At 73.3% G+C, this 22280-nt stretch carries 28 protein-coding genes; 13 read left to right on the top strand and 15 right to left on the bottom strand.

Going from position 1 to position 22280, the window contains the following annotated elements:
* The first annotated feature begins 137 nt into the window (after positions 1-137).
* From BKA00_RS40750 to BKA00_RS36450, 3 genes are all read left to right on the top strand, one after another.
* Positions 138-371 (top strand): DUF3107 domain-containing protein, encoded by a 234-nt coding sequence (locus tag BKA00_RS40750; RefSeq protein ID WP_185032854.1) that lies wholly within the window; start codon positions 138-140, stop codon positions 369-371.
* A 119-nt stretch (positions 372-490) separates the two neighbouring features.
* Positions 491-778 carry a GlsB/YeaQ/YmgE family stress response membrane protein gene (locus tag BKA00_RS36455; protein ID WP_185035303.1) on the top strand — a complete coding sequence of 96 codons (288 nt, stop codon included), beginning with the start codon at positions 491-493 and terminating at the stop codon, positions 776-778.
* A 499-nt stretch (positions 779-1277) separates the two neighbouring features.
* Positions 1278-2738: a DEAD/DEAH box helicase gene (locus BKA00_RS36450; RefSeq protein ID WP_230299242.1), complete on the top strand. Its 1461-nt coding sequence runs from the start codon at positions 1278-1280 to the stop codon at positions 2736-2738.
* A gap of 31 nt (positions 2739-2769) precedes the next feature.
* Here the strand turns inward: BKA00_RS36450 and BKA00_RS36445 are convergent, their stop codons facing one another.
* The gene (locus BKA00_RS36445) at positions 2770-3471 is read right to left on the bottom strand and encodes a glycerophosphodiester phosphodiesterase (RefSeq protein WP_221494403.1); all 702 of its coding nucleotides are present in this window, start codon (positions 3469-3471) and stop codon (positions 2770-2772) included.
* A 77-nt stretch (positions 3472-3548) separates the two neighbouring features.
* Between BKA00_RS36445 and BKA00_RS36440 the strand changes: the two genes are divergently transcribed.
* A complete protein-coding gene (locus tag BKA00_RS36440; protein ID WP_185032851.1) occupies positions 3549-4424 on the top strand; it encodes an alpha/beta fold hydrolase in 876 nt (291 codons plus the stop codon).
* A gap of 33 nt (positions 4425-4457) precedes the next feature.
* On the opposite strand, the gene BKA00_RS36435 is transcribed toward BKA00_RS36440, so the two are convergent.
* Both BKA00_RS36435 and BKA00_RS36430 read right to left on the bottom strand, forming a co-directional pair.
* The gene (locus BKA00_RS36435) at positions 4458-4895 is read right to left on the bottom strand and encodes a VOC family protein (protein ID WP_185032849.1); all 438 of its coding nucleotides are present in this window, start codon (positions 4893-4895) and stop codon (positions 4458-4460) included.
* Between the two features lies 1 nt (position 4896).
* Positions 4897-5463 (bottom strand): DinB family protein, encoded by a 567-nt coding sequence (locus BKA00_RS36430; protein ID WP_185032847.1) that lies wholly within the window; start codon positions 5461-5463, stop codon positions 4897-4899.
* A gap of 61 nt (positions 5464-5524) precedes the next feature.
* Between BKA00_RS36430 and BKA00_RS36425 the strand changes: the two genes are divergently transcribed.
* Positions 5525-6478 carry a helix-turn-helix transcriptional regulator gene (locus tag BKA00_RS36425; RefSeq protein WP_185032846.1) on the top strand — a complete coding sequence of 318 codons (954 nt, stop codon included), beginning with the start codon at positions 5525-5527 and terminating at the stop codon, positions 6476-6478.
* Positions 6479-6518: 40 nt separating this feature from the next.
* On the opposite strand, the gene BKA00_RS36420 is transcribed toward BKA00_RS36425, so the two are convergent.
* A complete protein-coding gene (locus BKA00_RS36420; RefSeq protein ID WP_185035298.1) occupies positions 6519-7013 on the bottom strand; it encodes an Imm21 family immunity protein in 495 nt (164 codons plus the stop codon).
* Positions 7014-7198: 185 nt separating this feature from the next.
* On the opposite strand from BKA00_RS36420, the gene BKA00_RS36415 reads away from it, so the two are divergent.
* Together BKA00_RS36415 and BKA00_RS36410 are read left to right on the top strand one after the other, a co-directional pair.
* On the top strand, positions 7199-7393 hold the full coding sequence (locus BKA00_RS36415) for a DUF1059 domain-containing protein (protein WP_185032844.1): 195 nt from the start codon (positions 7199-7201) through the stop codon (positions 7391-7393).
* Positions 7394-7398: 5 nt separating this feature from the next.
* Entirely contained in the window at positions 7399-7695 is a 297-nt protein-coding gene (locus BKA00_RS36410) for a hypothetical protein (protein WP_185032842.1), read from the top strand.
* A 141-nt stretch (positions 7696-7836) separates the two neighbouring features.
* Here the strand turns inward: BKA00_RS36410 and BKA00_RS36405 are convergent, their stop codons facing one another.
* Genes BKA00_RS36405 through BKA00_RS36395 form a run of 3 tightly spaced genes read right to left on the bottom strand, consistent with a single transcriptional unit; the run spans position 7837 to position 10067 of the window.
* Entirely contained in the window at positions 7837-8130 is a 294-nt protein-coding gene (locus BKA00_RS36405; RefSeq protein ID WP_185032840.1) for a DUF1330 domain-containing protein, read from the bottom strand.
* A 33-nt stretch (positions 8131-8163) separates the two neighbouring features.
* Positions 8164-9582 (bottom strand): MFS transporter, encoded by a 1419-nt coding sequence (locus BKA00_RS36400; protein ID WP_185032839.1) that lies wholly within the window; start codon positions 9580-9582, stop codon positions 8164-8166.
* Between the two features lie 26 nt (positions 9583-9608).
* Positions 9609-10067, bottom strand: coding sequence for a MarR family winged helix-turn-helix transcriptional regulator (locus tag BKA00_RS36395; protein WP_230299243.1), 459 nt, complete (start codon positions 10065-10067; stop codon positions 9609-9611).
* Between the two features lie 184 nt (positions 10068-10251).
* Between BKA00_RS36395 and BKA00_RS36390 the strand changes: the two genes are divergently transcribed.
* Positions 10252-11169, top strand: coding sequence for an oxygenase MpaB family protein (locus tag BKA00_RS36390; RefSeq protein ID WP_185032837.1), 918 nt, complete (start codon positions 10252-10254; stop codon positions 11167-11169).
* Here BKA00_RS36390 and BKA00_RS36385 read toward each other — a convergent pair.
* Genes BKA00_RS36385 through BKA00_RS36370 form a run of 4 tightly spaced genes read right to left on the bottom strand, consistent with a single transcriptional unit; the run spans position 11166 to position 14314 of the window.
* A complete protein-coding gene (locus BKA00_RS36385) occupies positions 11166-12032 on the bottom strand; it encodes a RecB family exonuclease (protein WP_185032835.1) in 867 nt (288 codons plus the stop codon). The two genes, BKA00_RS36390 and BKA00_RS36385, sit on opposite strands and share 4 nt — an antisense overlap.
* A gap of 29 nt (positions 12033-12061) precedes the next feature.
* Entirely contained in the window at positions 12062-12769 is a 708-nt protein-coding gene (locus BKA00_RS36380; RefSeq protein WP_185032833.1) for an MBL fold metallo-hydrolase, read from the bottom strand.
* A gap of 10 nt (positions 12770-12779) precedes the next feature.
* Positions 12780-13646, bottom strand: coding sequence for a PHP domain-containing protein (locus BKA00_RS36375; protein ID WP_185032831.1), 867 nt, complete (start codon positions 13644-13646; stop codon positions 12780-12782).
* Between the two features lie 20 nt (positions 13647-13666).
* Entirely contained in the window at positions 13667-14314 is a 648-nt protein-coding gene (locus BKA00_RS36370; RefSeq protein WP_185032829.1) for a DUF6758 family protein, read from the bottom strand.
* An 83-nt stretch (positions 14315-14397) separates the two neighbouring features.
* Between BKA00_RS36370 and BKA00_RS36365 the strand changes: the two genes are divergently transcribed.
* Positions 14398-14787 carry an NUDIX hydrolase gene (locus tag BKA00_RS36365; RefSeq protein WP_185032827.1) on the top strand — a complete coding sequence of 130 codons (390 nt, stop codon included), beginning with the start codon at positions 14398-14400 and terminating at the stop codon, positions 14785-14787.
* Here the strand turns inward: BKA00_RS36365 and BKA00_RS36360 are convergent.
* Together BKA00_RS36360 and BKA00_RS36355 are read right to left on the bottom strand one after the other, a co-directional pair.
* The gene (locus BKA00_RS36360; protein ID WP_185032825.1) at positions 14782-15891 is read right to left on the bottom strand and encodes a CPBP family intramembrane glutamic endopeptidase; all 1110 of its coding nucleotides are present in this window, start codon (positions 15889-15891) and stop codon (positions 14782-14784) included. The genes BKA00_RS36365 and BKA00_RS36360 overlap by 6 nt on opposite strands.
* Positions 15892-16184: 293 nt before the next feature.
* Positions 16185-17123: an HpcH/HpaI aldolase/citrate lyase family protein gene (locus BKA00_RS36355; RefSeq protein WP_185032823.1), complete on the bottom strand. Its 939-nt coding sequence runs from the start codon at positions 17121-17123 to the stop codon at positions 16185-16187.
* 39 nt (positions 17124-17162) lie between these two features.
* On the opposite strand from BKA00_RS36355, the gene BKA00_RS36350 reads away from it, so the two are divergent.
* Positions 17163-17663: a hypothetical protein gene (locus BKA00_RS36350; protein WP_185032821.1), complete on the top strand. Its 501-nt coding sequence runs from the start codon at positions 17163-17165 to the stop codon at positions 17661-17663.
* 19 nt (positions 17664-17682) lie between these two features.
* Here BKA00_RS36350 and BKA00_RS36345 read toward each other — a convergent pair whose 3' ends face one another.
* Entirely contained in the window at positions 17683-18582 is a 900-nt protein-coding gene (locus BKA00_RS36345) for an RNA polymerase sigma-70 factor (protein WP_230299244.1), read from the bottom strand.
* 106 nt (positions 18583-18688) lie between these two features.
* Here BKA00_RS36345 and BKA00_RS36340 point away from each other — a divergent pair, with 106 nt between their 5' ends.
* The gene (locus tag BKA00_RS36340; protein ID WP_185032817.1) at positions 18689-19987 is read left to right on the top strand and encodes a magnesium transporter MgtE N-terminal domain-containing protein; all 1299 of its coding nucleotides are present in this window, start codon (positions 18689-18691) and stop codon (positions 19985-19987) included.
* The gene (locus BKA00_RS36335; RefSeq protein ID WP_185032815.1) at positions 19984-20481 is read left to right on the top strand and encodes a DUF1003 domain-containing protein; all 498 of its coding nucleotides are present in this window, start codon (positions 19984-19986) and stop codon (positions 20479-20481) included. The genes BKA00_RS36340 and BKA00_RS36335 overlap by 4 nt, the downstream gene beginning before the upstream one ends.
* Here the strand turns inward: BKA00_RS36335 and BKA00_RS36330 are convergent.
* Positions 20478-20930 (bottom strand): MarR family transcriptional regulator, encoded by a 453-nt coding sequence (locus tag BKA00_RS36330; protein WP_230299245.1) that lies wholly within the window; start codon positions 20928-20930, stop codon positions 20478-20480. The two genes, BKA00_RS36335 and BKA00_RS36330, sit on opposite strands and share 4 nt — an antisense overlap.
* Before the next feature lie 120 nt (positions 20931-21050).
* Here BKA00_RS36330 and BKA00_RS36325 point away from each other — a divergent pair, with 120 nt between their 5' ends.
* Positions 21051-22190 (top strand): Mrp/NBP35 family ATP-binding protein, encoded by a 1140-nt coding sequence (locus BKA00_RS36325; RefSeq protein ID WP_185032813.1) that lies wholly within the window; start codon positions 21051-21053, stop codon positions 22188-22190.
* Positions 22191-22280 lie beyond the last annotated feature (90 nt).

Below are 22280 nucleotides of genomic sequence, written 5' to 3'. Positions count from 1 at the left end.
ACGCCGGCCCCGGCCCGCGCCGGGGGCGTTCACCCTCGGCACAACGGCGCGGCGGCGCGTCCGGCGATCTCCGTGCGACCATCGGAGGCGGGTCCGCCGGCGGTCGGCGGGACGCGCCCGACGACGGGAGGCATCGCGTGCAGGTTCGCATCGGGGTCCAGAACGTGGCCAAGGAACTGGTGGTCGACACCGACCAGACGGCCGACGAGGTGCAGGACGCGCTCGGCGCGGCGCTCGCCGACGCGCACGGCGTGCTGGTGCTGAAGGACCGCCGCGCCGGCCGGGTCGTCATCCCCGCCGCCCGCGTCGGCTACCTGGAGATCGCCGAGGACGAGCAGCGCAGCGTGGGCTTCGGCACGAAGTACACCTGACCTGCGGCTTTACCTTTCCCCAACGCTGCTTGAGCAGATTTTTGTTTCGATCCGGCAGGTGGGGCATACCGATCACCGACCTCGGGCGACCGGCCCAGGGAAAGGAATGGTTGATCGAAATGCTCACCACGATCCTTTGGTTCATCGTCGTCGGTGCCGTCATCGGTGCACTCGCGCGGCTGGTCGTGCCGGGCCGCAATCCGATCGGCATCCTGCTCACGGTCCTCGTCGGCATCGCCGGCGCGATACTCGGCGGCGTCGTCGCGGACGCGCTGGGGGCGGGCATGCTCGTCGCCTTCGTCTTCGCGGTGGTGATCGCCGCGCTGGGCGTGGCGGCGCTCACCACGATGCACACGCGCGGTCGCGGCCGCGGCCACGGCTGGCGGACCCGCCGCCGGAGCTACTGACCCCCGGCACCACCCCGACGCGGGCCCCCGTCTCCCCGAGGCGGGGGCCCGCGTCGTCGCGATGTGTCCGGATGTGGCCGTCTCCGCACCGCCTTCGACCGGCCCCGGAGGCCCCGCCTCGCCGAGTGCGTAACGCCTGGCGGGCTGGGGACGGAATAGATGAAACCCTGGAAACGTTGGGTCGAGTGACCGGCTATTGGTGTAGGCAATCAACGGTCGGTACACTGCGTCGCGGAGTGTGACCGCACGCAGCCACAGCGAGTGACTGCTTTCAACCCCTGACTGCGGTCGCCGGAAGTTTTGATCAACGGCTGGTCCCTCCCGCGCGAGCGCGCGGCCACAGGAGCGGCGGACACGCCGGTTCGGCGGTGTCCCGCCGGCGAGCCGCGCCGCACCCGGGAGCGGAGACCCCGCATATTGGAGGCTGAAAGCCCTGACTACCTTTCGTGAACTCGGGGTCGTACCCGAGATAGCAGACGCCCTCGAAGCCGAAGGCATCGTGGAGGCGTTCCCCATCCAGGAGCTCGCCCTGCCGATCGCGCTCGGCGGGCACGACATCATCGGCCAGGCCCGCACGGGCACCGGCAAGACCCTCGCCTTCGGCGCCGCGCTGCTGCAGCGCATCGAGCACGGCGGCCGCGAGCCGCGTGCGCTCGTCGTCGCGCCGACCCGCGAGCTGGCCCTCCAGGTCACCGACGACCTTCTCGTCGCCGGAGGCAAGCTGGGCAGCCGCGTGCTGTCGGTCTACGGCGGGCGGGCCTACGAGCCGCAGATCGAGGCGCTGCGCGAGGGAGTCGACGTCGTCGTCGGCACCCCGGGGCGGCTCCTCGACCTCGTCAAGCAGAAGTACCTCGACCTCTCCAAGGTCGAGGTCCTGGTGCTGGACGAGGCGGACCGCATGCTCGACCTCGGCTTCCTGCCGGACATCGAGCGCATCATCGACCGGATTCCGGCGAAGCGCCAGACCATGCTGTTCTCGGCGACGATGCCCGGCGAGATCGCCGCGCTGTCGCGCCGGTACCTGACCCGTCCCACCAACGTCCGCGCCGAGTCGCACACCGAGTCGGACGCGACGCCGCAGGTCGTCCAGCACGTCTTCCAGGCCCACCAGATGGACAAGCCGGAGATGCTGGCCCGCCTGCTGCAGGCGGAGGGCCGCGGGCTGACCATGGTCTTCTGCCAGACGAAGCGGGCGTGCGACCGGGTGGCCGCCGACCTCGCACAGCGGGGCTTCGACGCCGCCGCCGTGCACGGCGACCTCGGGCAGAGCCAGCGCGAGCGGGCGCTGCGCGCGTTCCGCAACGGCAAGATCGGCGTGCTGGTGGCCACCGACGTGGCGGCCCGCGGGCTCGACGTCGACGACGTCACCCACGTCGTGAACTACGAGTGCCCCGACAGCGCCGACACCTACGTGCACCGCATCGGCCGGACCGGCCGCGCGGGCAAGGAGGGCGTCGCCGTCACCCTCGTCGACTGGTCCGACCTCACCCGGTGGAAGCTGATCAACAGCACGCTCGACCTGCCGTTCGCGGCCCCGGAGGAGACCTACTCGACGTCCCCGCACTTCTTCGAGACGCTCGGCATTCCCGCCGGCACGAAGGGGACGCTGCCCGCCGACAAGCGCAACGGCCGCGCCGGGCTGGACGCCGAGAAGCTGGAGGACATCGGCGAGACGGGCAAGGTCCGCAGCCACGACCGCGGCCACGATCGCGGCCGCGACCATGACCGCGACCGCGAGCAGGAGCGTCCCCGGCCGCGCCGCCGCAAGCGCGACCGGACGCGCACGCGGGCCGGCCGTCCGGTCGAGGCCGGCGCGGCCGACACCGAGAAGGCCGCGGACGACAACGTCGTCGACGCGGTCGCCACCGAGCGCAAGCGCAGCCGGCCCCGCCGCCGCACCCGCGCCGGCAAGCCGGCCGCGGCCGGGGGCGGCACCGCCGAGGCGTCGCAGACCGCCTGACCGGCGGCGGAGCAGCCGACCGCGAGACCTCTCAGTCCCGCGGTCGCGTTCCGTCCGGGCCTCTTCCCCCGCGCAGCCGGAGGGCGAGGCCCGGGTGGTCGGTGACGAGGACGGCGACGCGCGGGTCGCTCAGGAAGCGCCGCATGACGGGCTCGGCGTTGACCGTCCAGATCATGGCCGGGATCCCGGCGCGCCCGCACTGGCGCAGCACGCCGACGCGGGCGAGCCGGTGGTTGAGGGCGACCATGTCGGCGCCCGCCCGCCGGATCAGCCGCAGCGGCGCGAAGTCGTGCGCGGCGCCCCGCTCCCACAGGTTGCGGCCGACCGACAGGGCCGTCCGCACCCCCGGGAAGCTCTTCTTGATCTCCACCAGGGACGTGATCTCGCGGGTGGTCACCACGAAGTTCCCGGCGCCGAACGCCTCCACCGCCAGCGCCACGCTCTCGTGCTCGCAGCCGCGCTCCTTGAGGTCCAGATGGCCCTGCGCCCGGCCCGAGATGACCTTCATCGCGTCGGCGGCCAGCGGCACGGGCCGCACCGCGAGCTCCTGGATCCGCTCGTAGGAGAGCCGGTTGAGGCGGAGCCCGGCGACCTCGGGATCGTGGTGGACGACGAGCCGGCCGTCCCCGGTCCGCCTGATGTCGATCTCCACGTACTCGGCGCCGGACGCGACTGCGTCGCCGAGGCCCGTGAGGCCCGCTTCGTCACGGCGGTGGGCGGAGATGGCAGGCATGTCGACCACGCTGGCGACGCTACCACCGAAAATTTCTTACCGAAGGCCGCAGGCCGCCATTGACTAAGGTTTCCACCGTGAGTACGCCCCGGTTCGTGAGTCTGCCCCCCGGTGTTCGCCGGACGACCGTCGAGACCTCCCGCGGCCCGTTCGCCGCGCTGGAGGCCCTTCCGGGGTCGGGCGTGCCCGACCGCTGCCCCGCCCTTCTCGTCCCCGGGCTCACCGGCAGCAAGGAGGACTTCCTCGCCGTCCTGGAGACCCTGGCCGCGTCGGGGCGCCGCGTCGTCGCGATCGACATGCGCGGCCAGTACGAGACCCTCGGCCCGGACGACGAGAGCGCCTACACCCGCGCGGCCCTCGGCGCCGACATCGCGGCCCTCCTTTCGGCCCTCGGCCCCGGCCCCGTCCACCTGGTCGGCCACTCGTTCGGCGGGCTGGTGTGCCGGGAGGCCGTCCTCGCCGGGGCCCGCCCCGCGTCCTTCACGGTGATGAGCTCGGGTCCGGGCGCCGTCACCGGCGCGGCCGCCGCCAAGGCCCGCGCCCTGCGCGACGCCATCCCCGAACTCGGCCTGGCGCAGATCTGGGAGCTCGGCCTCGAACCCGACTACCTGGGGCGGGGCGTCCAGCGGGAGATCGTCGCGTTCCTCAGGGCCCGCACGCTCGGCAATTCCGAGAAGGGGCTGGCGTGCATGGCGAACGAGATCCTCACCGCCCCCGACCGCGTCGACGAGCTGGCCAAGCACTGCGCCGACACCGCCCTGCGCGTCCTGGTCATCTACGGCGAGGACGACGACGCCTGGGACCCCCGCGCCCAGGCCGCGATGGCCGAGCGCCTCAACGCGCCCAAGGTCGTCATCCCGGGCGCCGCCCATTCCCCCGCCTGGGACGCCCCCGAGACCACCGCCGCCGCCCTCCTCGCCCTCTGGTCCGACACCGAACGCACCCTCAAGTAGCCCCGCCCGGGAGTCGAGCCCGCGACCGATCTCTCAGTCCAGGCAGAACTCGTTGCCTTCGGGGTCGGCCATCACGATGTGGCCGGCGCCGAGCGGGGGCTTCGGGTCCTGGCGCTGGAGGCGGGTGGCGCCGTGGGAGGCGAGGCGGTCGGCCTCGGCCTCCAGGGCCGCCATCCGCTCGTCGCCGTCGAGGCCCGGCGCGGCCCGCACGTCGAGGTGCACGCGGTTCTTGGCCTTCTTGCCCTCCGGGACGCGCTGGAAGAACAGGCGGGGGCCGGCGCCGCCGGGGTCGACCACCGCCGAGGCGTCGTTGCGGCTCTCCGGCGGGACGCCCATCGCGTCCAGGGCCTCGTCCCAGGACGCGAAACCGCCGGGCGGGTCCTGGAGCCGGTAGCCGAGGGCCTCGGCCCAGAAGGCCGCCAGCGCGGCGGGGTCGGCGCAGTCGAAAGTGATCTGGACGTCGCGGGCCATGTCAGCTCGCCTCCCTGTGAGCGTGCGGGTAGAGGTCGCGGAGCAGGCACACCTCGGACAGGTGGTGGATCAGCTCCCGGTTGATGTGCAGCACCAACGCTGCCATGGGACGCTCGGCGTACGGCCCCTCGGCCTCCCCGCACGGGCGGGTGAGGCCGGTGTCCCCGAGGGATTCGATCCCGGCCAGCCACGTCGCGTACTCCGCGTCGAGCTGGGCCAGCGCCTCGTCCGCCGTCGCGGCGAACTCGAACGCCTGGTAGTCGGTGGGCGGGCGCCCGAAGTGCGCGGCGCTGCGCATCGCCAGCACGCCGACGATCACGTGCGCGAGCCGCCAGGCGATCGTCGTGACGGGCGCCGGGTCCGGCGGCGGCATCGCGAAGTCGATGGTCATCGCGGGGCCGGCCCCTTCGGGCAGGGCGCCGGCACCGCGCGGGCGCACGCTCCAGCAGCCCGGCGCCGGCTCCCAGAAGTACTCGTCGTCGGTAAGGCCGCTGATGCGAGGGCGCAGCTGGTTGTCCCAGTGCCAGGCGATCTGGTCCCGGAGCAGCGGATTCCACGTGTCGGTCATGGGGCCAGTGTCGGCGGAATAGCGGACAGGTTCGTTCCGCGTTTCGTGGGACGATGGGCATGTGAGCGTCGAGGGGACGACCGAGCGGGTGCTGCGGTTGCTGGGCCTGCTGCAACGGCGGCCGTCCTGGACCGCCGCCGCCCTCGCCGCCGAGCTGGGCGTCACGGACCGCTCGGTGCGGCGCGACGTGGAGCGGCTGCGCGCGCTCGGATACCCGGTCCACGCGGTGGCGGGCGTGGGCGGCGGCTACCGCCTGGGCGCGGGCACCCGGCTGCCGCCGCTGCTCCTGGACGACGAGGAGGCGATCGCGACGGCGGTGTCCCTGCGGATGGCGTCCGGCGGCACGGTCGCCGGGGCGGGCGAGGCGGCGCTGCGCGCGCTGGCGAAGCTCGACCAGGTGATGCCGCCCCGCCTGCGCGCCGAGGTGCGGGCGGTGCACGGCGCCACCGAGACCCTCGTCGGCCCGGGCGTCCAGATCGACGCGGAGCTGCTGGTGACGCTCGCGCGGGCCTGCCGCGACGCGGTCCGGGTGCGGTTCCGGTACCCCGGACGGGACGGCGGGGAGCGCGAGCGCACGGTCGAGCCGGTGCGGATGGTCGCCACGGGACGCCGCTGGTACCTGATGGCGTGGGACACCGACCGCGACGCCTGGCGCACCTTCCGGCTGGACCGGATGCGCGAGACGGCGGCGACGACCTGGCGGTTCCGGCCGAGGGAGCATCCGGACCCGGTCGCCTACGTGCAGCGGGCCGTGACCGAGGCGCCGTACCGGCACCTCGCGCGGATACGCCTGCACGCCGCGCCCGACGCGGTGCGCGAACGGATCCCGCCCCAGGTGGGACGGGTCGAGGACGATCGCGACGGCTGGTGCGTGCTCGTCGTCGGCGGGGCGGACCTGGACACGCTCGCCCTGCACGTGGCCCGGCTGGGCTTCGAGGCGGAGGTGCTGGAGCCCGCCGAGCTGCGGGAGGCCGCCGCCCGTCTCGCCCACCGCCTGGCGACCCTGGCGGGCTAGGCAGTGTTTCAAAGTCCCGGCCCACTTCGAGACAGGCCCCCTAGGACACCGGCTGGAGCTGTACGAGGATCATCCAGTTGCGGTCGTCCCGCTCGCAGGCGGCGCGGACGCGGTAGCGGCCCGGGGACAGGTCGATGTTCAGGTGGTTGCCGGGTTCGGGGGTCGCGCCGGGCCAGGCGGAGTCGAAGAGCACGACGGCGCCGTCGACGTCCCAGTCGAGCTCCTCCTGCCACTCGACGCCGTGGACGGCGTGCCTGGCCGCGTCGACGAGATCGGACTCGGAGTCGGCCGCCGCCCACCGCACGAAGAGGCGCTCGTCCGGCAGGTAGGTCGTGGTGGCGGGTTCGTCGCCGAGGACGAGGCCCTGCCCTCCCCCGATGCCGACCAGCCCGATGTAGCCGTCGATCGCGCAGGCGCGCCCGTAGTCGCCCCACGTCTCCTCGGGCCCCTCGTCGTCGGTGGCGCCCTCCCAGCGGGCCAGCTGCGACGCGGGCGCGGCCAGCAGCGGCCCCCCGCCGGACTCGACCCAGTCCATCGGCACACCCTCTCCTCGGTGAGGCGTCACCGTACAACGCGCGTCCGACACCTTCCCCCTGACATGGGGATATGCGACGATTGAAGTGAATCGTGGTGATGTAGCGGGAAGAACGGCCGGACGTGGCGCCGCCGCCGGACACGACCTCCCCTCGCGCGGGCGCCCCGGGCTGGCGAGGGGGAGACATGCGCAAGGTAGCCGACTGCAGGGACATGCCGAGCGAGTCGAACTGCACGCTCGCCATCAGCGGCGAGGAGGACGAGGTCGTCCGCGCCGCCGCCGAGCACGCCGCCTCGGTCCACGGGCACGACGACACTCCGGAGCTGCGGGAAGAGATCCGCACCCACCTCAAGAACGAGCGCACACCGGTCGGGAGCTGAGACGGATGGGCTTCGTACAGATCATCGACTACCGCACCGACCGCCAGGACGAGTTGGAGGGCCTGTTCGACGAGTGGGCGGAGGCCAGCCAGGGCAAGCGCACGGCGACCCACGAGCTGCACACCAAGGACCGCCAGGACTCGTCCCACTACGTCGACATCGTCGAGTTCCCGTCCTACGAGGAGGCGATGCGCAACAGCGACCTGCCCGAGACCAGGCGCATCGCGGGCGAGATGGAGTCGCTGTGCACCGACGGCCCGCGCTTCCTGAACCTGGAGGTCGTCCGGGACGACCAGCTGTGATCGGCTAGCTGATCACAACCCGAACGCGGCGGGCGACCGATCGGGCAGCCAGGTCGAACGCATCTCCCGCCGACGTCGAGGGCGACGTCCGGGCCGCCGCGCCGCCGGGAACCGTGGGCTGCCCTGACGCGGCACCGGTCGTCAGTCGAGGCCTTCGATGATGCGGAAGTCGCGCTCGACGCCGTCGCCAAGTGCGGCCAGCGCCTCCTGGTAGGCCGCACTCGCGTGTGCGGCGACCGCCTGATCGAAGCTGTCGAACTCGACCAGGACGGTGCGCTCGGCGATTCCGGCGTCGTGTGCGACGACCCGGCTGGCGCGGGCGAGCGTCCGCCCGCCCGCGGCCCTGACGGCTGGACCGGCCAGTTCGTTGTAGGCGGCAAGCCTCTCAGGGTCTGCGATGGTGCGGTAGGCGCTGACCCAGTAGCCCTTGGCCACGGTTACCTCCTGTGTTCGGGATTGATGCTCAGATCAACCGGCTGGGGGTGCGATCGTATTGGTCTCGGGTGAGCGTCGGCGGGCGAGGACGAGGCAGGTCATCGTCGTGATCGCCATCGCGGCGACGCCGACCAGCGCCGCGGTGGTGTAGGCGCGGTCGTTCGGGAAGAGGCGGCCGGTGTCGGTGCCGGCGGCCAGCACCAGACCGCCGATGGCGCTGCCCAGGGAGTACCCGACGCTGCGGACGACGTAGTTGAAGCTCATGGCGCTCGACGTCTCGCTCTTGGGCGTGACGGCCAGGATGACGCCGGGCATGGCGGCCGAGAAGCTGCCGACGCCGAAGCCCAGCACGCCCATGGCCACGAGCAGTTCGGTCAGGTTGGACCGGGCCGCCGCGAACAGGACGAACCCGCCGCCGACGATGGCGGCGCTGCCGGCCAGGAGCAGGGGGCCGTCGATCCGTTCGCGGACCCGGGGCGTGATCTTGCCGGCGACGAATCCCAGCACGGAGAACGGGATGAGGACCAGCCCCGCCACGAAGGTGGTCAGCCCGAAGCCGTAGCCGGCGCTGTGCGGCGTCTGCGCGTAGCGGGTGATGAGCGTGAGCAGGAGGTACATGCCGCTCCCGCCGACGAGCATGGCGATGTTCGCCCCGGCGACCGCCGGGTGCCGTACCGCCCGGACGTCGACCAGAGGCGTCGTGCTGCGCAGCTCGGAGGCGGTCCAGACGCACAGCAGGAACACGGCGGCGACGGCGAGGGCCACCGCCACGGCGAGGTGTCGGCTCCACAGGCTCCTCTCGCCGGCCAGGAGCAGGACGAGGAGCAGTCCACCCGCCAGGACGAGCGCACCGGCCACGTTCACGTGAGCGGAGCGGCCTTCGGGAGCCGCGGGCATGGAGCGCCAAGCGGTCAGGAATGCGATGGCGGTGATGAGCAGGCCGAGGCCGTAGGCGGCCCGCAGTCCGCCGAACTCGGCGAGCAGCGCGGCCAGCGGGTAGCCGACGCCGGCTCCGATGATGGAGACCACCGAGATCAGGGCGATCGCGGCCGCGCCGCGCTCCTCGGGAAGATGGTCGCGGGCCACGCCCATCATCAGCGCCGTGAGGCCGAGTCCGACGCCTTGGGCCGCTCTGCCCGCGAGCAGCCAGGCGAACGGCAGCGGCAGCACGGTGAGCGCGCTGCCGACGACGACGATCGCCAGCGTGGCGAGAATCGTGGCCCGGCGGTGCGGACCGGCGCCGAGCCGGCCGAGGACGGGTGTGGCGACGGCGCCGCTGAGCAGGGCGATGGTCAGCGTCCACTGCGCGCTGTCGAGGGAGACGTGGAACGTGGTCGCCACGCTGGTGATGAGCGGCGTCCCGAGGCTGGCGACGGCCGCCACGACCAGGGCGATGAACACCAGGGCGGGGACCAGCAGACGCGCCTCGGAACCCGTCAGGGCAGTGCTCATGGGCTGGTCATCAGCCTGGGGCGCGGTCACCGGTCCGGCTCCTCTCGGGTTCGGCTTTCGAGCTCTGCCAGACGCAGCAGTGCCGGAAGGGCCGCCGCCAGGGCCTCGACCTCGTCACCGGTGAGTTCGTCGATCAACCGCGCGTACGCGTCGACGCCCGCCTGGCGCCGTGTCCGGACGTAGGACGCGCCGGCCTCGGTCAGGCGCACCAGCGTGACCCGCCTGTCGGACGGATCGCCCGTCCGCTCGACCAGCCCGGATTCCTCCATCACCCGGACCAGGACGGTCATCGCGGGCTGGGTGACGCCCTCGGCCGCCGCCAGATCGGTGATCCGTCGCGGGCCGGTCTTGTCCAGGGTGGCCAAGGTGGCGGCGGACGTCAGGCTCATGTCGCGGGGAAGACGTCTCACGGCCCTGGTGGCAAGGCCGTAGAGGGCTGACCCGATGGCATCGGAAGCGCCGTGCGCGGCGCCTTGCTGGCTCACGCCGGAAGCATAGCAGCTTTATATAGATTGTTTATGCATATCCCGGCCAGGGTTCGGACCGCAGCCAGCATGCGCGGCAAGGCCGGGGCTCCGGCACCTCGAAGGGGACGCAACAGGAGGGGCGGTGTCGCGAGTGAACTGAGGTAATGACACACTTACTTCAGTTTGTCTCAAGGAGGTGCACATGCCGGCGACCGTCCAGCCACCCGAGAGCGTCACGTGGCGCGTCCACATCGATCGGTCCATGTGGATCGGCGGGGTGCGCGGCCTCATGCTCCAGGCGCTGCACCCCATGGCGATGTGGGGCGTCTGGCAGAACTCCAACTTCCAGGAGGACCCGTTCGGGCGGCTCCAGCGCACCGCCGACTTCGTCGGGGTGGCCACGTACGGGTCGCACGAGGAGATCGACGAGCTGGCGTACCGCGTCCGGGAGATCCACCGGAGCCTGCGCATCCTCAACCACGACACCGGGAAGCGGGAGCGGCTCGACCAGCCCGAACTGCTCCGCTGGGTGCACTGCGCCGAGGTGTACTCCTACCTGGAGGTCGCGCGGAGGGCCGGGCTGCCGCTGACCGCCGCCATGGCGGACAAGTACCTGGACGAGCAGCGGCACACCGCGACCTACGTCGGGCTGCACGCCGGCGACGTTCCCGGCAGCGTCGCCGAGATGGAGGCCTACCTCGCCGAGATGCGGCCCCAGCTGCGCGTCACCGAGGAGGCCGCCGCCACGGTGCGGTTCCTCATGTGGCCGACGATGCCGGAGAACCTCCGGTTCCTCGCGCCAGGGAAGCCGGGCTACTTCCCCTTCGGGGCGCTCTGCTACTACTCGCTGCCGGACTGGGCCCGGCAGATGTACGGGGCACTGCCCGAGGTGCCGCAGCCCGCGGTGACGGCGGCGCTCCGCTCGTTCCGCCTCGCGATGAACGCGGTCCCGGAGCGGCTGCACGACTACGCGTTCGCCAAGAACACCCGCGACATGCTGGAACGCACCCGGCAGCGGCTCGCGGCCGACGGCTACGACCTGAGCAAGGGTCTCTACGGTCTCCGCGACCCGCGCCGCTGGCCCGCGCAGCGGGCGCTCGCCACCGAGAAGACGCCCTAGACGGCGTCGACGGGGAGCGCCGCCCAGGGTTCCTTGCGCGGGGCGGCCTCCCGGCCCTCCGGGCAGTGGCGCGCGAAGTCGCACCACGAGCACAGGTTGCCCGGACGCGGAGGGAAAAGCTCGTCGTGCGGGGCGTGGTCGACCTCGCCCTCACGGGGCTTCGGCACGCCGGCGCGCTTCCCGGCGGCGGCGCGGTAGGCGTCGTCGGCGGCCGCGGCCTCGGCGGCGATCTGCTCCGCGCGGCGGATGTGCCGGGCCAGCGACTCGTCGGTGTGCTCCCACACCGCGACCTCTCCGGACGGCAGATGGTGCAGCTCGACCCGGCGGCACGGGCGGCGCAGGACGCGCGACGCCGCCACCGCGTAGATCGCCAGTGCCAGCGAGCCGCGGGCGTCGTCGGCGGTCAGGACGTGCCGCCCCGTCTTGTAGTCGACGACGACAAGCTCGGGGCCGCGCGCGTCGAGCCGGTCGATGCGCCCGGACACCGCGATCCGGTCGGTGCGGGTCGCCACGGTGCGCTCGACGCCGAGCGGCTCGTCGGACGGGTCCAGCCCGGCGGCGTACCGCTCCGTCATCTCCCGGGCCCGCTCGCGCCACTGCGCGGACTGCGCCTCGTCGCGGAACCCGTCGGTCAGCCAGCCACGGAGCAGCAGCCTCCCCGCCGCCTCGGGGCTGCGCTCGTGGACGGGGAGCCGCCACCAGCCGGCCAGCGCGTTGTGCACGCTCGCCCCGACGCTGTTGTGCGCCCACGGCGGACCCTTGGGCGGCATCGGACGGTCGAGGTACGTCATCCGGTACCGGCGCGGGCAGTCCAGCCACGTGTTCAGCCGCGAAGGCGTGCACGTGTAAAGGCGCTGAGGCATCCCCTCAAAGCCCAGCTGCTCAGCCACGGCTAGTCGTCAGACTCCCGGGCCATGGAGCCCCAGCTCTCCCAGCGGGCGTCCTCTTCGCCGACCGTGGTCTCCTCGCCCTGCGCGGGCAGGACCCGCAGGTCCTTCGGCAGCGGGGTCAGCAGCGCGCCGATCGAGTTGAGCTGCTTGCGCAGGTCCTCGTAGACGCCGCCGACCGAGCCGGGGCGGCCGCGGTGCAGGGTGTCGCCGGAGAACAGCAGGCCGAGCTGCTCGCTGATCACGCAGACGCTGCCGGGCGTGTGGCCCGGGGTGTGCACGATCTCCAGCTGCGCCTCGCCGATCTCGAAGACGCCGCCGTCCTCCAGCCAGATGTCGGGTTCGAGGGAGCGCAGCGCCTTGGCGTCGTCCTCGTCGTCCTCCTCCTTGGCGAGGCGGCCGAAGTAGTCGCGCCACAGCAGCCGGTCGGCGCGGTGCAGAGCGATCGGCGCCCAGTCGTCCTCGTCCTCCTCGCCTGCCGCGGCGACTTCGAGGACCACGCTGAGGCGGTGCTCGTTGCCGTCGGTCAGCAGGACGGCCATGACCTCGCGGTCACCGACCTCCTTGAGGATGGCCTCGGCGTCGTTGGCCGGGTCGATCACGATGACCTCGTCGTCGTCGCCGACGATGTAGGTGTTGTTCTCGACGTCGTACTCGGTGTCGTCCAGGGTGAGCTTCCCCGACGTCACCACCTGTTCGATGCGCGCGTCCACGCTTCGCACCCTACCGCGATTCGCCGCCCCGGACGGGCAGACGGAGATCGCCGCCGGTGGCGGCCGCGCGGAGCGTCTCGAAGGCGTCCGGCGCGGTGGTCTCGACGCCGATCCGGTCGCCGGTGAACGCGCCGTGGTCGTCGCTGGAGCCGGTCACGGCGAGGCCGAGCGAGGCGGCCAGGCCGCGCAGGCGGGCGCGGTCCTCGGGGGCGTGGTCGGGGTGGTCGGCCTCGACCCCGGCGAGCCCGGCGGCGGCGAGCCTCTCGACCACCTCGTCGCCGAACACGTACCCGCGGCGGCGCGCCCGGGGGTGGGCCAGGACGCTCACTCCCCCGGCCGCGCGGACGAGCCCGATCGCCCGCTCCGCGTCGAGCGCGTACCGCTCGACGTAGGCGCGGCCGCCCTGCGCGATCCACCGGTGCGTGAACGCCTCGTCCGCGGACTCGATCACGCCCGCCTCCACCATGGCGCGCGCGATGTGCGGGCGCCCGACCGCCTCGCCCCTGGCGAGTGCGCGGACCATGTCCCACGTGACCTCGGCGCCGAGCCCGTTCAGCCGCTCCACCATGCCGCGCGCCCTGGTCACGCGGTCGTCGCGGATCCGGGCCAGCTCGGCGGCCAGCACCGGCTCGGCCGGGTCGAACAGGTAGCCGAGCAGGTGCAGGCTCCGGCCGCCCTCCTTGCACGACAGCTCGATGCCGGGGACGAGCGCCAGGCCCTCTGGGAGGGACGCGGCGGCCTCGTCCCAGCCGGCGACGGTGTCGTGGTCGGTGAGCGCGACGACGTCGACGCCGTTCTCCCGCGCCCGCCGGACGACCTCCGCGGGCGGCCGCGTCCCGTCGGACGCGTCGCTGTGGCAGTGCAGATCGATCCGCATCGCCCCTTGATACCAGCCGCTCAGTCGTCGAGGCGGGGGCTGTGGGCACCGTAGGGGAGGTCGAGGTCCATGCCCGGCTCGCGGAGGTCGAGCAGGGTGAGGCGCTCCACCATGAGAACACCGGCGTCGGCGGGCCACAGCACCGCCCACAGCCAGTTCCCCATCGCCTCGCCGACGTAGGCGGCGCGGTCGGGGCGGTCGCCGACCGCCCACATCGGGACCGTCTGCCCGCAGGTCGCGGCGGGGCCGCCGACGTCCAGCTTCACGTGCGGCGGGCCGCCGTTGAAGGCGGTGCCGGGGTCGGGGCCCGCGAGCCCCGCGTAGTGGGCGCCGAGGCCGATGCCCGGCTCCTCGGCGATCATGACCATGTCGGCGGGGCCGTGCAGCAGGCCCGGCCCGGACACCGCGACGGCGGTCGCGCGGGCACCCGAGCGCTCGTCCCCGACCGTGGCGAAGCCCGTGACGAGCCAGGCGGCCGGAAGCGGCCACGGCGTCCAGACCGGAACCCTCGCGTCCCGCAGGACGACGGACAGCCCCTCGGAGCCGGGGCGGTTGGACGGCTGCCTCGGCAGTACGGCGCCGTGCACGCCGCAGCTCCAGTCGCTGGACCAGAGGCTCGGCGCGGTCAGCGGGCCCGCGCAGCGCGGGCAGGTGGGCTCCGCCCTCATGACTATCCACCCTGCGCGGCGACGTCCCGCCTCGTCAAGGGGCTGGGGGGCCGCCACCCGGAAAGGGGCGACAAAATGGGGTCATGCGAGTGCGCTGCGTGGGCGGGATCGTGCGGGACGGCGAGGGACGGTTCCTGCTGGTCAGGCGCGGTCACCCGCCGGGCGAGGGCCTGTGGTCGATCCCGGGCGGGCGGGTCGGGCCCGGCGAGGGCGACCCGGCCGCGGTCGCCCGCGAGCTGAGGGAGGAGACCGGTCTGGACGTCCTCGTCGGCGCCCTCGCCGGGACGGTGGAGCGTCCCGGGCCGGGCGGCGTCGTCTACGAGATCCACGACTACACGGCCACCGTGGCCGGCGGGACGCTCCGCGCGGGCGACGACGCGTCCGACGTCCGCTGGGTGCCCCCGGGCGAGCTGGACGCCCTCCCGATGACGCCCGGCCTCCTCGACGCCCTCGCCGAGTGGGGCGTCCTATGAGGCGTGCGCCGGTTCCGCGGCCGCCGTCAGCGGCGCCTCGCCGTCGCCGGGCGCGGCGGTGACCCGCCGGATCCGCATCCACCGCGCCAGCCCCACGACGGCGGCCGCGTACAGCAGCATCGGGATGATGTCCGCCACGACGACCTGCCAGGGGACGCCGCCCTGCTCGATGTCGAGCTGGCCGATCGCCGCGGGCCCGAGGAACGCCATCAGGTTGTTGAACACGTGCAGGGCGATGCTGGACTCCAGCCCGCCCGTCCGCACCGCGAGCCAGGCCGCTATCGCGCCGAACGCGAAGATGTCGAGGATTCCCCAGCCCGTGTAGCCGTGCCCGGCCGTGAACAGGGCCGAGCCGACGACGATCCCGGGCCACGGCGTGCGGAACACCACGCTGAAGGCGCGCCCGACGCGGCTCCTGGCGTTCTCCAGGGTGCACGCGCCCACGGCCTGGAGCATCCAGCCGCGGAACGCGTACTCCTCCGCGGCCGACTGGAACGGCACCAGCAGGATGATGACGATGGCCGGGGCGATGAACCGCCCCCACCCGACCCAGTGCTCGTCGCCGCCCGGCTGGTCGTCGATCGCGCCGGCGGCGGCGATCGACGTCCCGTAGGACACGACGCAGAACAGGATCGCCAGGCCCGAGCAGGCGAGGAGCCAGCGCCAGCGCAGCCGCCCCGCGACCGAGGACAGCGTGCCCGGCCGCCGCCGCTGGACGACCCACGCCCCGGCCAGCGTGACCGGCAGGAAGAGCGCCAGCGCCCCGAGGTTGTAGGCCAGGTCGGCCGTCTGGTCGCCGAAGATCGAGTCCACGTCCGCGCCGGAGGTGTCGGGCGCCTCGCCCGTCACCACGACCCGGACGATGATGCCCACGATCATCAGCCCGATGGCCAGGGCCATCCCGAGGACCGCGATCCCGAGGGTCCCCACCAGTGGACGCCACCACCGGTGCACCTCGTTGCGGGCCAGCCGGTGGAACGGGGCCGCCTTGGGCGTCTCGACCGTCCAGGGCCGCTTGGCCGCGTGGACTCCGTACCCGGGAGCGTAGGGACCTGGGTAGGGCGCGCCCGGCGGTTGCGCGGGTGCCCCGTCCCAGTACGGCATTCCGGGCGCGTACCCCTGACCCCGCGGCCGGCCGGGGCCATAGGGCCGCCCGGGGCCATAAGGCTGTTGGGCGCCGGATGCGTGGGGCTGCCCGGTACCGGGGGCCTGGACCGGGTTCGGCGGCGGAGGCTCGGCCTCCGGCATCGGCTGAGGACCGGACGGCCGCGGGTTCCGCTGAGGCTCGCGTCCCAGATCGGGGTCTAGGGGCGCCCAGCCATCGCCGTCCCCTGGTCCTGCCACGTGTGACGCCTCCCGGTAGATCTCGTGTACGTGGGACGAATCGTACGGGTGCTTCAGTTCCCGGGCGGATCGAAGCGCTTCGTCCGCGCCATCCCCGCCGCGCGGCCCTTGGCGGCGACGACGAGCGCCATCTTCCGGGACGCCTCGTCGATCATCTCGTCGCCGAGGCGGGCGGCGCCGCGGCCCTCGCCGAGCGAGTGCTCGTAGGCGTCCAGGATCAGCTCGGCGCGGTCGTAGTCGTCCTGGGACGGGGAGAACACGGCGTTGCCCGCCTCGATCTGGGACGGGTGCAGCACCCACTTGCCGTCGAAGCCGAGGGCGGCGGAGCGCTCGGCGACGCGGGTGAAGGCCTCCACGTCGCGGACGTTGAAGTAGGGGCCGTCGATCGCCTGGAGGTCGTGGGCGCGGGCGGCCATCAGGATGCGCATGAGGATGTAGTGGTAGGCGTCGCCCTCGGTGTAGCCGGGCGGCTGCTCGCCGACGACGAGCGTCTTCATGTTGATCGACGCCATGAGGTCGCCGGGTCCGAGGACGAGGGCCTCCAGCCGGGGCGAGGACGCGGCGATCGCGTCGACGTTGACCATGCCGCGGGCGTCCTCGATCTGCGCCTCGATGCCGATGCGCCCGGCGGGCAGGCCCGTCGCCCGCTCGATCTGGGTGAGCAGGCGGTCGAGCCACTGGACGTGGGAGGCGTCCGACACCTTCGGCAGCATGACCGCGTCGAGGTTGGCGCCCGCGCCCTCGACGACCTCGATCACGTCCCGGTAGGCCCAGTGGGTGTCCAGGTCGTTGACGCGCACCACCCGCGTCCGGCCCGTCCAGTCGCCCTCGTTGAGCGCGGCGACCACGGTCGCGCGGGCGCCCTCCTTGGCCGACGGCGCGACGGCGTCCTCCAGGTCGAGGAAGATCTCGTCGGCGGGCAGGCCCTGCGCCTTCTCGATGAAGCGGGGGTTGCTGCCCGGGACCGCGAGGGTGGTACGTCGTGAGCGCATGGCCCCGGATGCTATCCAGCGGTGTGAGACCCTCGGGGCATGGGTCTGAACAGGGCACTGCTGGAGGAGGCGGCCAAGAAGTCGGGGCTGCTGTGGCTGGACCTGCCCGGCCTGCCCCAGCCGCGCGCCGCCTGGCACGTGTGGCACGGAGGGTCGGCGTACGTGCTGACCGGCGGGGAGGGCGAGCAGCCGCTCCCGGGCCTGCCGGAGGCGGCCCAGGTGACGGTGATCCTGCGCAGCAAGGACAAGGGCGGGCGGCTCCTGACGTTCGTCGCCGACGCCGAGCAGGTCGAGCCGGGCTCGCCGCTGTGGGACGAGGTGGCGCCGGTCCTCGCCAAGGAGCGCCTGAACGCCCGGACCCACGAGGGCCAGGTGGAGACGTGGGCCGCGGAGTCGTGGATCGTCCGGCTCACCCCGGCCGAGGAGGTCCTCGAGGAGGGCGGGGAGTACGCGGCCGTCCGGCCGGTGCCGACGCCCGCCACGACCGCCGGCCCGCCGCCGCGCCTGTACGGCCGCAAACGCCGGCGCGCCGACCGGTAGCCGCCGCGCCGGCGGCCCCTCACATCTCCAGCCGACGCCCCTCCGCGAGGGCCCGCAGCTTGTCCGGGTTGGCCACCAGGTGGACGGCCTGGACCCGGCCGTCCGCGTCGACGTCGGCGCTGACGGCGCTGATCGGCCCGTCCGGGCCCTCCACGATGACCGCCGGGCCGCCGTTGAGCTCGACGGGCCGGATGCGCATGTCCGCCGGGTCGACGCCCTGGTAGGGCTGCCCGCCGATGGCGACGAAGAAGCGGGCCACCTTCTCCGCGCCGTAGATCGCCCGGAGGGGCGCCCGGACCTTGCCGCCGCCGTCGGACCACAGCGCGACGTCGGGCGCGAGGACCTCCATGAGCCGGTTGACGTCGCCGCCGAGGACCGCCTCGAAGAACCGATCGGTGGCGGCGCGCCGCTCGGCGCCGCCGGCCTCGAAGCGGGGCCGCCGCGCCTCCACGTGCCTGCGGGCGCGGGTGCCGAGCTGGCGGACCGACGCCTCGGAGCGGTCCAGCGCCTTGGCGATCTCGGCGAAGGGGTAGCCGAAGGCCTCCTTCAGCACGAAGACGGCGCGCTCGAGGGGGCTCAGCGTCTCCAGGACGACGAGCATGGCCATCGACACCGACTCCGACATCTCGGCGTCCTCGGCGACGTCCGGGGAGGTCAGCATCGGTTCGGGCAGCCACGGCCCGACGTAGGTCTCGCGCCGGACCCGCGCCGAGCGCAGCCGGTCCAGCGCGACGTTGGTGGTGATCCGCACGAGGTAGGCCTTGGGGTCGGCCACGCCGGACCGGTCGCCCGCCGACCAGCGCAGCCAGGCGTCCTGGACGGCGTCCTCGGCGTCGGCCGCCGAGCCGAGCATCCGGTAGGCCACCGCGAACAGCAGGTTGCGGTGCTGCTCGAAGGGCTCTGCGAAGGCGTCGCTCACGGTCCCCCACCCTTTCACGTCCCTTTCGCCCCTCGGACGCCGGGTGAGGGCCGGATGTGACGTACCCGTCCGGATCAGTCGGGAGATCACGGGTAGTGTCCAGGCCATGAGCGGACCTCCGTCGCGGGTGTTCATCGCCCGGCTCGCGGGCGTCGCGGTGTTCGACCCGGCCGGGGACCAGGTCGGCCGGGTCCGCGACGTCGTGGTCGCGCTGCGCCTCGCGCCGCGTCCGCCGCGCGCGCTCGGGCTGGTGGTGGAGGTCGCCTCGCGCCGCGCGGTGTTCCTGCCGATCACGCGGGTCACCGTGATCGAGGCGGACGCGGTCGTCTTCGACGGGCGGCTGAACATGCGCCGCTTCCAGAAGCGGGAGTCGGAGACGCTGGTGATCGCCGAGATGCTGGACCGGACCGTCCGGTTCCGCGACTCCGGCGAGGCCGCCTTCGTCGTGGACGTGGCGATGGAGCCGACCCGGACCCGCGACTGGCTCGTCACCAAGGTCGCCGTCCGCCGCCGGACGGGCCGGGGCCTGCGCAAGCGCGGCGAGAGCATGGTCGTGAGCTCGGACGCCGTGGAGGGGTTCTCGGCCGTCGAGCACGGGCAGGGCGCGGCCGGGCTGATCGCCGCGTTCGAGCGGATGAAGCCCGCCGACCTCGCCACGATCGTGCACGAGCTGCCGGAGAAGCGGCGCACCGAGGTCGCCGTCGCGCTGGACGACGAGCGGCTCGCCGACGTCCTGGAGGAGCTGCCCGAGGACGACCAGATCGAGATCCTCGGCAAGCTCGGCGTGGACCGCGCCGCCGACGTCCTGGAGGCGATGGGCCCCGACGACGCCGCCGACCTGCTCGGCGACCTGCCGACCGAGCAGCGCGAGCAGCTGCTGACGCTGATGGAGCCGCGCGACGCGGCCCCCGTCCGGCGGCTGCTCACCTACCCCGACCAGTCGGCGGGCGGCCTGATGACGACCGATCCGGTCATCGTCCCGCCGGACGCGACGGTCGCCGAGGCGCTCGCCGTGATCCGCCGTCCCGACCTGAACCCGGCGCTGGCGGCGCAGGTGTACGTGTGCCGGGCGCCGACCGCGACGCCGACCGGCCGCTACCTCGGCACGGTGCACTTCCAGAAGCTGCTGCGCGAGCCGCCGCCGACGCTGGTCAGCGGGATCGTCGACACCGAGCTGGACCCGCTGCGCCCCACCATGTCGCTGGAGGCCGTCGCGATGTTCCTGGCCACCTACAACCTGGTCGCGGGCGCGGTCGTGGACGAGAACGGGCACCTGCTGGGCTCGGTGACGATCGACGACGTCCTCGACCACCTGCTGCCGGAGGACTGGCGGGAGGCCGCGATGGAGGCGGCAGCCGAGGAGACCGCCGATCCCGAGGAAGAGGCTCTGCGGGGGACGACATGACGACGACACGCCAGATGGCCTCGCGCCTGGACCAGCCGAGGGAGCTCCGCCGGACGCTGCTGCCGCGCCCCCACTACGATCCCGAGTCGTTCGGGCGGCTGTCGGAGCGGATCGCGCGGTTCCTGGGAACGGCCCGGTTCCTCGTGTACATGACCGTGTTCGTCACCGTGTGGATCGGGTGGAACCTGCTGGTGCCGTCGTGGCTGAGGTGGGACCCGTACCCGTTCATCTTCCTGACGCTGATCCTGTCGCTGCAGGCCTCCTACGCGGCGCCGCTGATCCTGCTCGCCCAGAACAGGCAGGACGACCGGGACCGCGTCCAGTACGAGCAGGACCGGTCGCGCAACGACCGCAGCATCGCCGACACCGAGTACCTCACCCGCGAGATCGCGGGGCTGAGGGTCGCGATGAGCGAGGTCGCCACCCGCGACTTCCTGCGCTCGGAGCTCCAGCAGATGATCAGGGAGATGGACGCCAAGAAGCCCGTCCCCTAGGCCCCCTCGTCGGCGAGCTTGTCCAGGATGTGGCCGAGGGTGCGCAGGTCGGGCTCCTCCAGCCGGCTCAGGACGTGGTCGCGGACGCCCTGCCGGTAGGTGGGGGCGGCCTCGGCGAGCCGCGCCCGGCCCGCGTCGGTCAGGACGGCGAACAGGCCCCGCGCGTCGCTCGCGCAGGACTGCCTGCCCACCAGCCCGTCCCGCTCCAGCCGGTCGACCAGCCGCGTCAGGCCGCTGCGCGACAGCAGCACCCGGTCGGCGAGGTCGTTCATCCGCAGCCGCCCGTCCGGCGCCTCGCCGAGGTGCATCAGCACCTCGTAGGACCCGAGCGCGAGGTCGTGGCGGGCCGTCAGGTCGGCCTGCAGCCGGCGGGAGATCTGCGCCTGGGCGCGCAGCATGGTCCGCCACACGATCAGCTCGGCGGCGGCCGAGGCGAGGTCGGTGGTCACGGACCGATGGTAGGACGGGCGGGCCGCCCGCGCGATGGACGCGCGCGCCGCGCGTACCGGTCGTGTGAGGACGGACACCCTGATTAGCAGGTTGGCGCGTCGGGTTCATACCATGGACGCATGGCCTCCCTTCTGACGACCGAGCGGGTGAACGCGGCTCTCGCCACGGTGCTCGATCCCGAGATCCGCAAGCCCATCACCGAGCTCGACATGGTCAAGAGCATCGACATCGACGCGGACGGCGCCGTCCGCGTCGGCGTCTACCTGACCGTGGCCGGGTGTCCGATGAAGGACACCATCACCAGGAACGTCACGGAGGCCGTGTCCAAAATCGACGGAGTGTCCTCGGTGCGCGTCGACCTCGACGTGATGAGCGAGGAGCAGCGCAAGGACCTGCAGACCAAGCTGCGCGGCGGGCAGCCCGCCAAGGAGATCCCGTTCGCCCGGCCGAACTCGCTGACCAAGGTGTACGCGGTGGCGAGCGGCAAGGGCGGCGTCGGCAAGTCGTCGGTGACGGTGAACCTCGCCGCCGCGCTCGCCGCCCAGGGCCGCAAGGTCGGCGTCGTGGACGCCGACATCTACGGCCACTCGGTGCCGCGGATGCTGGGCGTGGACACCTCGCCCACCAAGGTCGAAGACATGATCATGCCGCCGACCGCGCACGACGTGAAGGTGATCTCGGTCGGCATGTTCACCGCCGGGAACCAGCCGGTCGTGTGGCGGGGGCCGATGCTGCACCGCGCGCTGCAGCAGTTCCTCGCGGACGTGTACTGGGGCGACCTCGACATCCTGCTGATGGACCTGCCGCCCGGCACCGGCGACATCGCGATCTCCGTCGCGCAGCTGCTGCCGTCCGCGGAGATCCTCGTCGTCACCACCCCGCAGCAGGCCGCCGCCGAGGTGGCCGAGCGGGCCGGGGCGATCGCCGCGCAGACCCACCAGCAGGTCGTCGGTGTGATCGAGAACATGTCCTACCTGGCGTGCGCCCACTGCGGTGAGCAGCAGCACATCTTCGGCGAGGGCGGCGGCCAGACGGTCGCGGACGCGCTGACGAAGACGCTCGGGACCCGCGTCCCCATGCTCGGCCAGGTGCAGATCGACCCGCGCCTGCGCGAGGGCGGCGACAACGGCGTCCCGCTGGTGCTCTCCGACCCCGACGCCGGGGCGGCCAAGGAGCTGCGCACGATCGCCGACAAGCTCGCGGGCCGCAGCCGCGGCCTCGCCGGCATGGCCCTCGGCATCAGCCCCAAGGGCCGCTGACCACCGCCCGCCCGGGGCCTCCCCGGGCGGGCGCCCGCCGCCGGGCGGAGCCGGCGGCGGCGCCGCGGCCCCGGCGGGCGGCGCGGCGGA

This window comes from Actinomadura coerulea (assembly GCF_014208105.1).
GTDB classification, from domain to species: Bacteria; Actinomycetota; Actinomycetes; order Streptosporangiales; family Streptosporangiaceae; genus Spirillospora; species Spirillospora coerulea.
Note: the sequence above shows the minus strand (reverse complement) of the source record. Positions and strands in the feature narration are given on the sequence as shown.